Raw genomic sequence first — 12,446 nt, 5'->3', positions numbered from 1 at the left:
CATTGTAGTAGGCTATAGAAAATCAAAAGTGTTGTAGTACTCCGGAGAGTTATACTCTTCGAGGATCCCGAGCTCCACGCTATATGCTTTGTCAGGGATTACGAAAGGCCTGTGTCCTACCTCTAATGGCTTCAGACGTTTGTAGCATATAGATGCCGATGTAGGGATCTCCATCTCTGTCCTCGTGATATAAGAGCCTTGTGCATAAGCATCTTCGTCACTCTCTGTCACTCCACAAGCTGCATTGATGTCAAGTAAGCTCAGGAGGGTAGATTTTGCAACGTGTGTAAGAGACTTGAGCGCCCATTGTCCACCATGGTATGCCGAATGCAGGGAGACGTCGACATTCGGAATCTCTGTATATACTCTATCCAGGAGGCTTTGTATATCTACCTCGTGTAAAATCTCGTTGTCGGGTAAGGCTTCAAAAGTCCTTTGCAAAGTTTCTCGCGTATACGGTTTGGCATCGCTCTCAGAGTCCGGTGGGGCGATCACAAAGATCGGGCGATAGTGACCTATCCCTTCTTTTGTTCTCTTGCGGTTGATACGACCAAAGCGCTGTATCAGCGCATCTATAGGTGCACACTCGGTAACCATCATATCAAAGCTGATATCGAGGCTGACTTCGACTACTTGAGTAGAGACTACTATGCAAGCCTCTTTACTTTGGTTATAAATCTCTTTCAGGTCGCATTCCAATCGCGCTCGATCTTTACGTTTGAAGCGACTATGGATAAGCATCTTTGGTACACTTGGATACTTTTCCGATAGAGATTTATATAGAGCTTGGGCCCGTTTGACTTGATTACAGACAAAGAGTATCTTTTCTCCACGAGCTATGGCTTCTCCTACCTCCTTGTCTGTTGTTTCGATGGAGGGCACTTTATGTATGATGTGGCGATCAAAAGACATCAATTTCTCTTCTGATAGTTTTACTTCGTACACATTTTCCGTTCCTCCAAGGAGATCCAAAATCCTCCGGTACAAGATACTTGGCATTGTGGCTGTACCGATATGTACACGACAGCCCAATACAATAAGGATCTCTACTATCTTGGTGACCATACCCAGCGTAACACCACTATAGGTGTGGATTTCATCCAAAATAACATCACAACCCTTAAGGTCAAGAGCTATGGCTTCATATCCTTTCAGCCCGAATGCCACTGCTGCCATTTGATGTGGAGTGAGGACCTTGATCGAAGCTCCGATATGTCGGGGCAGGAATTGCTCGTATATCTCTATCCGTGGGCCTTTTGCTCCAAATAGTTTTCTCTTCTTTGTTTCCTCTGCAACTTTTAGTACCGAAGCTGCGTGCAAGAGGTATATCTGAGCATCGGTGGAGCTCAAATCTTGCTTTAGTCGGTCATACATTGCATTGATTGATGCTTGAAAGGGTAGAGTGTAAAAGACTCGTCCCCTGCATCGACGGAGCAAGAAGTCTGTCTTGCCTGCCCCTGTGGGTGCCGTTACGATCGTATGTAGCCGTGGATCATCGGTCGAGAGCATGGAGAGAGGATAGAGATCACTCTTTCTGCTACTGTAGTGTGAGAGGTCCGGTGTGATGAAAAGTTTGGACAACGCATCTTCTGTATACTCCTCCATCCCGGATGCCAAGTGATCGGCAGCCATCAGTAGGCCTTTCCATTCTGAGCAGTCTGGTGGCAGAGGCGAACAGTAATCCACAGCTTCTTCAAAACTTTGCCTTGCCTCCTCTATACTTATGGGATGTGTTTCCCAGCCAAGCTCAGTAAGTATTCCCAGAGCATTTTTGCTCCATTCCTCAAATCCTTGTACATGACGGTCAAAGCATTTCGGATCTTTACCATACAAGTCCAGTAGTCCCTTTTCTCCCGAATCCTGATACACGGATTTGTGGTGAGCTACGATCATCTCTATAAGGATCTTTCGATCCTCTTTTTGGGGAACAAGGGACAAAAAGAACAGTGATGCTATCTCATGCCTAAATGTGAATAACGGCATTATGTCCTGCTCCTTCAGCCTTTTTTGAAACAATGGGGATACCTTCCCTATATCATGAAGGTGAGCGCCTTTCCGTGCAAGGTCGGTATTCATCCCGAGATGACCGGCTATGACTTCTGCTGTCATAGCTACATCCTGCAGATGTCGGACGAGCGGAGTTCCTTCGCTCTTTGCCAATATGTGGTTGTACTCGTTCATTCTGTAGACAAGACTGCCTCTCCACCTATTTCGATGCGTCCGTACATGGGGGCATAGTCATCAAATCTATTGAGCCCGACCATGAAAGAGTCTGATTTATTGCTTTCAAATCGTAGCTCAAAGCCCACCAGGTCATCAAACTCCTTCTCTGTCATCCTTATAATCTTAGGATCCGGAAGTACGACATCTTCATTGCGACACAGACACAGATGTTGGCGAGATGCCACGAGAGCATCTTCTTCGGCAGTGAAAGCCAGCAGCAACTTAGGTTCAAGCATCACCCCACGTTTTATGATGGAGTTCTCTCTTATGTAGCTTTTTCCTCTATTCAGAGGTTTGTATCCCTGAGTCTGTGTCTTTTCCTGTTGTACACTTATGCCGTTGTAAGAGAGTTTGTGGCGTGCGATCTTGTATATTCCTTTTTGGGACAAGAGCTCGGGGAACAGTTTTTTCTCCATGCCCTCGACAATGGATGGAGAAAGAAACTGCTGAGAGTAAGTCTCACCGTCTCTCACCGCCGACCATGGCTTGATGAAGCCGAAAGGGCCTGTGTACTTTACGACAAAATATTCCATGGCTATCGATTATTTGAGTGTTCCAAAGCCTATACCTGTGGAGTGCCCCAGTCCTACATTTCGAGCAAAAACTTTGCTCTCATGACTCCCCCTGATCAGAACCGGACACAGGCTCGCTCTGTTTTTTACCTTTTTGTATGAGATCAGACAAGATTTAGGGGTAGGGTAGGAGAGATCGAACCTCACATCAAGGGTAGGGTCCGACAATCCTGCGATTTCCATTTTACGGCGTAGTAGAGTCGTCATCAGCTCGCCTGCTTCCGGATGATCATACAGTATGTGTTTGAATGACCCATCAGGCAACTGTTTTTTGAGAAAAATAGGGCTGTATAGCGAAAACTGCTCCTGTTGAGTCAAATCTTCGGGATCTTCTTCGATGACAACATCCACGGCTCTGAACCCGTCAAAAGGGTTGCTTTGCCAACCGTTTGGAGTGTCTATAGACAAGTCCGGGCTTTCTTGTATTCCTTTGATCAGTCTCAAAAGTATCGAAGGGTCATGAGCTGCGATGGAGAGAAAGGCTTGTCCCTCAAATATGAGTCCTCCCTGATCTTTGTCGAAACGCCCTCCTCGTATAGGAGAAAAAGAGAAAAGAGAAGTCTCTCCGTGTAGTTTGTTTTCTCCAAGCCACTTATGTATGACTCCTACAAGAGCAGGCTGATGATCGAAGGTGATTGCGGTTCTTTTGTTGGTTTCAATCCTTGTATGTATTCTCATATTATGGAATTTTCTTCATTATTGTCAGTATATGCAAATATACATTTATTTTCATAATTTTAAAATTTGCAAGGCGAATATTGATTATGTTTACATATTTTTTTATTCCTGTCTCCCGAATCTAAGTAGATAGAAAAGGGGAGATTTATTAGTTCGTTGGATGCGGGTATCGTTTTTTTAGTGAGTTTGATGTAAACAGCATATTGTATTTCCTCTGAAGGTAGAGTAAGTGAAGTGGTTTGAAAAAGATCTTTACCTTCATTTCTCAAGGTAGGCACATCGATTTGGAGAGATGTACATCTTTTCTTTCTTTGTCTGACACTCTTAATTGATATCGTGGCATAGTGCCTTTGCCGGAGAGGAAGATCAGTGTCAGAACCCAATCACTTTGATTTTTTTTCGTTGTCAAGTCCTGATAAAGTCAACCGATCAGAGGTGTGTACGAAAAATCCCCCTTCTGCAAAGGATACTAGCAGAAGGGGGATTATCTTGGTATAGGTTCTTTTTTTATGAGTGAGCTTTGCGCACACAGGGTAGGGGTACCCAGGTGACATAAGCAAAGTCCATCTTGTGAGGGAGCATGCCATATCGAGGTGTAATCCTTATGGCAACTTTTTGATAGCCGGGGATGTCAACGACTCTCTCCAACTCATAGACAACTCTCGAGCCTTCGTGACTGATGAGTTGGAATGGTAGTACATTTTGGAGCCTGAGGCTCTTATCCTCGACTTCCTCTGCAACGACAAGTTCGACATCCAGATCACATGACAATAGGTGCTTGTCGAGGGTCAGGGATATCTTGGCAAGTTCGCCAATTATAAAGGTGGTGGTATCTCCGTCTTGAGTGAATATTTGGGTGTCCAAGACCTGAATCATATGCCAGTTCGCTGAAACTGCCTCTTTCCATTTTACAATATCTCGGACGAGGTTATGATTATTGGCATTGAGGCGGGCACTCCTCTCTTTGAGTGGGCGATAAAACCTCTCGATGTAATCATTCATCATCCGTCTCATTGTATAGTGAGGGAGGATGAAGTTCATCGAGTTTTTGATCGTCTTTACCCATCCGGGTGAAAACTCTGAATCTTCTGGTCTCTCGTAGTAGAGCGGGACGATCTCATCTTCGAGAAGATCATAGATTGTCTCAGCATCAAGTTGATCTTGGAAGTGCTGGTTGGTATAGGTACGCTTGTCCGTAAGAGCCCACCCGGCACCTTCTCTATAACCCTCGTACCACCATCCGTCAAGGACTGATAGATTCAGCACCCCGTTCATGAGGGCTTTTTCGCCGGAGGTCCCTGAGGCCTCAAGTGGTCGGGTAGGAGTATTCATCCACACGTCAACACCTGCAATGAGGCGCTGAGCAAGACGTATATCGTAGTTTTCCAAGAAAAGGATCTTGTCCTCAAACTCAGGACGTTTGGATATCTCAACGATGTGTTTGATGAGACCTTGCCCTCCGCCATCGGCAGGGTGAGCTTTCCCGGTGAAGATAAACTGGACAGGAAACTTTTCGTTGTTGACAATCTCTGCCAATCTATCCAGATCGGTAAAGAGTAGATGGGCTCTCTTGTATGTGGCAAAGCGACGTCCAAAACCTATCAGCAAAGCCTCCGGATTGATCTTGTCTATCACTGCCATTGTGCTGGATGGTTCTCCCTTACTATTTACCGGGTGGCGTGAATAGGTGGTCTTGACATAGTCGATGAATCTTTGTTTCATCAATTTACGCATTTCCCAAAGTTCATGATCCGGGATTTCCTGAATCTTATTCCATACTTCTTCCTTGTCTTGCAAGTGGATGATGTCTTCAGAAATATGTTTTTGTACAAAGGGTTTCCATACTGATGCCATCCATGTGGGTAGGTGGACCCCATTGGTCACATAACCAACATGAAGTTCTTCGGGGAAGAAGCCTTTCCATACGGGAGCAAACATCTTTTGGGACACTGCGCCGTGAAGCAGACTTACTCCATTGGCTGCTTGGCATGTGTTGAGTGCAAAGACGCTCATTGAGAACTTCTCGTTACTTCCGGGATTTTCTCTCCCCATGTCGACAAACTCTTGCCAAGTGATACCCAGCTTATTGTGGAAGCCGTTCATGTACTTGCCAAATAATGCTTCATCGAAGTAGTCATGTCCCGCAGGAACCGGAGTGTGCACGGTATATAGGGAGGAGGCTCTTACAACTTCGAGAGCTTCGTTGAAGTTCAGTCCTTCTTTTTCTATCAGATGTGCCAAACGCTGAACGTTGATGAATGCAGCATGCCCTTCGTTACAGTGATAAATGTCTTTTTTGATCCCCAACTGCTCAAGCATGAGGATACCGCCTATCCCGAGCAGATATTCTTGTTTCATGCGGTTTTCCCAGTCCCCTCCATAAAGTTGGTGCGTGATGGATCGATCCCATTCGGAGTTGTCCGCCACGTCTGTATCCAAGAGGTAGAGGGTCACGCGACCGATCGCAACTTGCCATACATTGGCATATACAGTACGTTCAGGATAGGGTACAGCTATCATCAAGGGTTTGCCCTCTGAAGTTTTTACTTGTGTTATGGGCAACTCATTGAAGCGTTGTGCCTTGTACTCGGCCATCTGATGACCGTCATTGGCAATGACTTGGTCAAAGTATCCATAGCGGTATAGGAAACCCACGCCTACCATGTCGACATTGGAGTCACTTGCTTCTTTCATAAAGTCTCCGGCGAGCACACCAAGACCTCCGGAGTATATCTTTAAGATGTTGGTGAGACCATACTCCATACTGAAGTATGCAACAGATGGAGCATCTGTGCGGTATGGTCCTTCCATATATGCCTTAAATCTGGCATAGACTCTGGCAATCTTTGCTTTGAAAGAATCATCCGCCTCAATCTCTTTCAGTTTCTTCTGTGTGAGAGCTCTCAGCACTTTTACGGGGTTGCCGTTTGTTTCTTCCCAGACTTCTTCATTGAGACCGTGAAATAGGCTCCTGGCATCACTGTCCCATACCCACCAAAGGTTATGGGCAATTTCCTCGAGTTGTGACAATGACTCCGGAAGACTGGAGTAGGTATATACATCGTGCCATAAGGGCTCGTTGGTTCGTTTTGATTGTATCATTTTTGGATAATAATCTTGAAAAGAATATAAACTACGATGTAAAAACATCTAAATCAGCATTTTGTTTGATTTCTTTCAAGAAAAAATGAGATGTCAACCTTTTGTAGTTCACTTTTTATCTGATATTTCCCTTTTTTAGGGTCTTATTCCCTGTCGAAATATTTTTCGGAGGTTTATATTAAGCTTTACAGGTTGAGTATTCTTTTAGTTGCGTCATTTGAGTTCTAGGCCAAGTGCTTACACGAGTTTTAGCTATATTCTATGAGTTCAGGGGTATGCCCTATTGATTTTGCTACAGGCGATACTTGTTGCATACTCGACTGTCGTCTTCGGCAGGATGGGTAAAGAGCAGAGAGTAGAGAAATATGATGACACATTTCTCTACTCTCCATGTTAGTCTGTCAAATAACTTTAGTCTTTATTGTAGAGTGATTTCGTCGATCATTATGTCATACTTAGACTTGTTGCCCAACTTGAACGTGAAGAAATCTTTGCCTTCAGTAGTACCGACATTGCTCAAAATCGGAGTGAGGTCTAAAGTTACTTTCACCCATTTGTTACCGGTATCAATGGTACCTTTGTAATCATTTTGAGCACTTCCGGTAGTGTTATTTGCCTTTGTCGTAGGCTTGATTATTACTTCAGTCTTATCGTTGGTGATAGTGCCTACGTTGAATGCGTCATACTTGCCGTCCTTTCTAAATACCTGGATTGAGAAAGACTTTGCTGAATTTCCCTTGATGTAGAATTCAATGCTCTTTTTGCCTTCAAGGCTCTTGCCCTTGGGGAATGTCGCCGTGAACATATAAGAGTTCTTTTCAAGGTTCTCAAGCTGTACTTTAAGGCCCTTGCCATTTTTACCACCGTCAGCGATAGTAGCATTTGTTAGGCCATAGTTATTCAATGCGCCCTTGAATGCAGCCTCATCTTCGAAGTCAGAGCCCAGGAAAAGAAGTTCTTTCTCTGCTACAGCCTTTGCAGCCTGGGTTACAGTTATCTTATCTGATTTTGTACCTGCCATGATTGTGATTTCTGCAGTGCGTTCTGCTCCTTCGTTCTTCATTGCTGTTACTTTGAGAGTAATCTTACCTGAAGTGCCACTTGTTGGAGTAATAGAAAGCCACTTTGCATCTGTTGGCACAGAAGCTGTCCAATCTACATTGGTTTCAAAAACCGCACTTTTCTCTTCACCTTCTGCAGCTATGGAGATGGTTTTATCTGTGATGTCGAGCTTTGGAGTCACCGGAGGCTCTGGATTATCTTTGGAGCATGACGTAGATACTATCGAAAGTCCGATAAGTAGTGTTGCTAAAGCGAATAATTTTGTTGATAGTTTCATATTGGTAAATGTTTTAGTTAGTGTTCAACATTCTGTTTTTATTGTTCTTCGACATCCTCGATTGTGTTGAGGAATATCTGATTGGTCGTGTTAAATCCTGAAAGCACCCCCTTGATGTTGACCTTTCCTGTAGGGAGAAGCTTGTCCTTGTAAGGGACAAATTTGTTGCAACGGATGATGATCTCATTGCCTGCTTCATCTTTGAAAGTGCTGTTGGTGTCTTTGCCTTCTTCGACCCATTTCTTTTTGCCACCATTGACAGCTGTAAGGCCCTTTATTTCTATGAAAGTACACCACATGGATTGTGTGATCTCAGGGATTGTTACGACCTTGGCTTGGACACTTTCAGTGCCATTTTTGAAGGCTATTTTGATAAATGCATCCCAGTCAACGAATGCTGTTTGGTAGTTGCCGGAACCCTTTGTTCCTATTGAGAGTCTGTTATTGTCTCGACCTAAGGTGAGTCCGGATACATCTATGATCAGTTTTGTACCGATTGGATAAGTTTGGAAGATGTTTTTTCTGTTGATCTTTATACTTATGCCTTGTTCTTCACTGTCTTGCAGATACAAGTCACGGTAGAAGTTACCGTCTTTGTCCGAAGAAATGACGGTTGCCTCGAAGACTGTTTTTGCTGGGAGCTCTACAGGTGCGTTGGTGTAAAGAGCTTTGATCGCAGATACAGTAGATGTCACTTTGGGGGCAGGACCATCTCCTCCGCCAACCTCAAAGCGAGGATTTGTGAATTTTGCATCTTCAGGGGAAGATACGACAAGCTGTTTTGTCTTGAGAAAATAGGTGACTATTGCTACTATTTCGCCACTGCCATTCGGGAGTTTTGTGCCTGCAAATGTCGAATAGTCGCTATTGCGAACGATGATTGTATTGCCACTCTTGTCTTGCAAGTCTCTACTCTCGCCACTTTTGTTGTCTTTTGTGGGGGTCGCCCAAGTCTCATCAGGTGACACAAACTGTACATCCTTAATCTTCACAAGTGATCCGTTCAGGCTTTCATCGATTTCCTTGATTGTCACTGTTTTTGCAACTAAAGCTTTACTTACGCCATCACACTTCAATACGTTGTGTACTATCGGTAATGGGATACGATCATTCTCATACTTGTCTCCTCTCTTTGTGACACGATTACTATCTACTCCTATTGAGAGATTATTTGCGGCTTTGCCCAGCTTCAGTCCGTTGATAGTCATCGCAACTTCAGAACCGAGAGGGTATGAGCCATGGAGGGCTGACGAACTAAGTGATAGTTTTATTCCTCCGGTCTCGTCTTGTACATACAGTTCGTTGTATAAATTGCCGTATCTGTCAGACGAAATAACCTGTCCTCGGATGATGAGTGGCTTATCTCCGGTGATGAAGTTTCCACCTTCTTTGTACATCGCTTTTACTTCAGCAATGGTGATGGTTGCTTTTGGTAGTTCTTCATTGAGTGGAGCCACGGGATCATGCTTGTCGTAAAAGTTGCAAGCGGAAAGGAATCCGCCTAGTAGCACCAGCAGCAACACGTGCCCCTTGAGTAGTATATTTACCTTTTGTTTCATATCGATATTGCTTTATATACAGTTATGACATGGGTGGCTTACCAGCGGAAGCTGATGTTCGCAAAGTAGTTCATGCCAAACATGTAGAAGTACTTTTTGTCGAAGGGTCTTTCAAATACTCTCTTACCGGAGTCATCCGTAGTGAATCGGTTGCGCATCTGTTCAAATCCTCCGGTCTTGATGGCCTTGTTGTTTAGCACATTGGAAGCCGAAAGGTTGACTGCAAGCGTGTATTTGCGAGCAAACCTCCAAGATTTACCTATGTTAGCATCAAGGATCCAGTAACTACCGAAGTTTTCTTGGTGAGCAAACTCAGGTTTGAATCCATCCGCCTCATATAGCTCTGTTGTCCTCAATGTGGGGTTCATGCTGATGTACGAGTCAGCAGCGTAGTTTACTGTCAGTCCTGCATACCAGTACTTTGGCGAACGATAATTCACTCCGAGGCTTGCCACCTTTTGAGGGGTGCCTGATATTTTATAGTCTTTCCAATAGACCGTACCACTACCGAGGAGTTTTTCCGTGTTGTCCACATAGTGTGAGTAGTTCGCATTTTGGTGGTAGAAGAAGTCCCCGATCGATCCTGCCGCATTGAGCGTCCATGTCGGAGACAACTTTATTTCTGCACCGGCTTCTATTCCGACATACTGTTCGCCTATGCCTGTCATTACGTATTGACCAAAGGTTCTCTTTTCGTCATCATAGAATGATATTGTCTTGCTCTTGTTGTCTATACGGGTGAAAAATCCGCTCAATCTTGCTTTTACGAAAGGCGAACGGTAGACATAGCTCAAGTCTCCGGCAAGGGAACGTTCTGCTTTGAGTCCTTCGACGATCGTGTTGCGAGAGCGAGAAGAAACAAAGATGTCTCTCATGAGAGGTGCACGCTGACCTACACTGATATTGGCAGAGACATAGTGCTGACCTGAGATTTTGAACGTAGATCCTAACTTGGCATCATATTCAAAGAACTTGAGCACATCAGACTTGCCGTATGAGTTGTCGGGGAATAAGCCTCTTTTCATCTTACCATCGCGGTACATTGTCGCGTGGCCGAGCTGAAGAGCGAGGTAGTTGTCAAATCGATAAGTTTCCTGGCGAAGGACACCCCATACTTCCGGTCTTATGATATGAGTATCGTAGTCGTAACCGAACTTGTCTCCTTCTTTGACGACACGATAAGGATTGTTGAGGTCGCTCATCGCCTTTAGAGGATCTTGAGAGAAATCTCTTTCCGCAAATTTATCTATGTCGTACCAATAGTCTCCTCCGAGAAGGTCTTTGACCGTTGTGAAGCCTGATGTCTTATTAGCTGCAAAGCGTACCCCTGCATCGAGAGAAAACATTTCTGAGAGTTTGCTATTGAGAGTCGATGCTAACGACAATTGTCTTTGGTCGTTTCTACGATCCTCTATGATGTACATTGCCCTTTTGCCGTCAGCTACGACATTTCCCTTGTCATCGAGGATAATTTGTTGGTTATTGAGATTGGAGCGGTACATCCTGTCAAAGTCTATGTACAGAGTGCTACGATCTCCGGACTCCCAAAGCTCTGTGAGTGCGTCTTGCACCGTTTTGATCCCTTCATAGTTGCTTGGCAGGTTGCGGTAGTAGTCCGGACGAGGATCTTGGCCTATCCAGTTCATTCCCGAATATGCATTATGTCCAGCCCTCAACATCACCGAAGTCGACAGTTTGTTCCACCTGCTGATCTTCCAGTCGTGGGTAAGGAGAACAACGGGCTCGAAGCTTTGTCTCACACGAGCATTGCGCACCTTGCCGTTCTGGTATCCTACATTGGGGTTGTAGTGGTTGCTGCCTACAAGGTCATAAGCCTCTTGGGTCGATCCCATAGCCACTCCACGGCGAGTCGGAGCAACGAATGCTGAGAGGGCAAGGGCATGTCCCTGATCAAGTCTTTTTTCAATCCCCAAGAAGATGGCTTGAGCGTCATAAAATGTGCCGAGTGTATATCCACTGTTACCAAGTCTTGTGCCGACAGATATTGTTGCTGCCCAACCATCGGTGCGCAGACCTGTCGATGCCGTTATCATGGCACGATGTAAGTACGTACGGTTACTATTTGAGTAAGTCAACTTTACTCCTTTGCTAAAGGCTGATGCCCTAAAGTCAAGGGCTTGTGTCCCACCAAGATTCCCGCTATCAAATGCCGATGCAGAGAGACCGAGTACCGTCTCTTGGTTACGAGTGATGTCGTTGAGTCCTCCCCAAAGAGACCATGCCGTGAATCCTGTGTTCATGTCATTCATCTTGATTCCATTGATCAAGGTGTTGGTGTACATGCCATCAAGACCTCTCAGTCTATATCTGAATGGACTCAGGTTGTAGGCAACTGCCGCACCGAATGGATCTCTCGAAGCATTGAGGAGTGCTGGTAACTCCATATTCATACCGGGGTCAAACTCAAGCTCGAGTTCCTCTTGTGTCAACTGAGAGACTTCCCTCTTCAATGTTTCAGAGTCTGAAGTCTTGACTTCTTGAGCTGTTGCATCAATATGCGCCAGTATGCCGACGGAGATGCTCAGCAGAAGTAATCCTTGTTTGATATTCATATAAAATGTTTAGTGTGAAGGCGGATAGAGAATATCCGCGCAATAACTTACCTAATACTCCTACAAAGTAATACCTTTTTCACCGATTTTCAAAGTTTTACATATATAAAGTGTTCGCACACGTGCACGCGAAAGCGTGCACTCATATCGGAATATTGGCTTTTGTGTCTTTTTGCCCGATGTCCTTTAGAGATCTCCCGAGCATGCCGTGTTGTATTTACTTATGTCATTGTTTTAATTCTTTAAGGCTAAATGTAGAACTATTCCTTTGAGTTCCTATACCGATCTGTTGTTAAAGAATGGCTGAAAGATGCCTAAGGATATCTGATAATCATACCTACTTTTTGTGATCTTTATCCTTATTCTTTCATGTTTAGAGAGGGTGATTGGCTAAAACAGG

Annotated in this window: 7 protein-coding genes; all 7 read right to left on the bottom strand. The window is 44.6% G+C overall.

Going from position 1 to position 12,446, the window contains the following annotated elements:
• Positions 1-12: 12 nt before the first annotated feature.
• Positions 13-2,181, bottom strand: a complete 2,169-nt coding sequence (gene cas3 / locus Q4A14_RS01385; protein ID WP_303169383.1) for a CRISPR-associated helicase Cas3' — start codon at positions 2,179-2,181, stop codon at positions 13-15.
• Complete coding sequence (locus Q4A14_RS01380; protein WP_303169381.1) at positions 2,178-2,756, bottom strand: hypothetical protein; 579 nt, start codon at positions 2,754-2,756, stop codon at positions 2,178-2,180. The genes cas3 and Q4A14_RS01380 overlap by 4 nt, the downstream gene beginning before the upstream one ends.
• Positions 2,757-2,765: 9 nt before the next feature.
• The gene (gene cas6 / locus Q4A14_RS01375; protein WP_303169380.1) at positions 2,766-3,473 is read right to left on the bottom strand and encodes a CRISPR-associated endoribonuclease Cas6; all 708 of its coding nucleotides are present in this window, start codon (positions 3,471-3,473) and stop codon (positions 2,766-2,768) included.
• Positions 3,474-3,980: 507 nt separating this feature from the next.
• On the bottom strand, positions 3,981-6,575 hold the full coding sequence (gene glgP, locus Q4A14_RS01370; RefSeq protein WP_303169379.1) for an alpha-glucan family phosphorylase: 2,595 nt from the start codon (positions 6,573-6,575) through the stop codon (positions 3,981-3,983).
• A gap of 418 nt (positions 6,576-6,993) precedes the next feature.
• The gene (locus Q4A14_RS01365; RefSeq protein ID WP_303169377.1) at positions 6,994-7,914 is read right to left on the bottom strand and encodes a BACON domain-containing protein; all 921 of its coding nucleotides are present in this window, start codon (positions 7,912-7,914) and stop codon (positions 6,994-6,996) included.
• 38 nt (positions 7,915-7,952) lie between these two features.
• The gene (locus Q4A14_RS01360; protein ID WP_303169375.1) at positions 7,953-9,473 is read right to left on the bottom strand and encodes a DUF5689 domain-containing protein; all 1,521 of its coding nucleotides are present in this window, start codon (positions 9,471-9,473) and stop codon (positions 7,953-7,955) included.
• 38 nt (positions 9,474-9,511) lie between these two features.
• The gene (locus tag Q4A14_RS01355; RefSeq protein WP_303169373.1) at positions 9,512-12,046 is read right to left on the bottom strand and encodes a TonB-dependent receptor; all 2,535 of its coding nucleotides are present in this window, start codon (positions 12,044-12,046) and stop codon (positions 9,512-9,514) included.
• Positions 12,047-12,446 lie beyond the last annotated feature (400 nt).

Origin of the sequence: Porphyromonas sp., from assembly GCF_030529325.1 — a bacterium.
Taxonomy (GTDB): domain Bacteria; phylum Bacteroidota; class Bacteroidia; order Bacteroidales; family Porphyromonadaceae; genus Porphyromonas_A.
Note: the sequence above shows the minus strand (reverse complement) of the source record. Positions and strands in the feature narration are given on the sequence as shown.

What these genes read in the sequence shown, in the direction of transcription:
- cas3 (WP_303169383.1), bottom strand. Translation starts at nt 2,181, where the DNA reads ATGAACGAGTACAACCACATATTGGCAAAGAGCGAAGGAACTCCGCTC.
- Q4A14_RS01380 (WP_303169381.1), bottom strand. Translation starts at nt 2,756, where the DNA reads ATGGAATATTTTGTCGTAAAGTACACAGGCCCTTTCGGCTTCATCAAG.
- cas6 (WP_303169380.1), bottom strand. Translation starts at nt 3,473, where the DNA reads ATGAGAATACATACAAGGATTGAAACCAACAAAAGAACCGCAATCACC.
- glgP (WP_303169379.1), bottom strand. Translation starts at nt 6,575, where the DNA reads ATGATACAATCAAAACGAACCAACGAGCCCTTATGGCACGATGTATAT.
- Q4A14_RS01365 (WP_303169377.1), bottom strand. Translation starts at nt 7,914, where the DNA reads ATGAAACTATCAACAAAATTATTCGCTTTAGCAACACTACTTATCGGA.
- Q4A14_RS01360 (WP_303169375.1), bottom strand. Translation starts at nt 9,473, where the DNA reads ATGAAACAAAAGGTAAATATACTACTCAAGGGGCACGTGTTGCTGCTG.
- Q4A14_RS01355 (WP_303169373.1), bottom strand. Translation starts at nt 12,046, where the DNA reads ATGAATATCAAACAAGGATTACTTCTGCTGAGCATCTCCGTCGGCATA.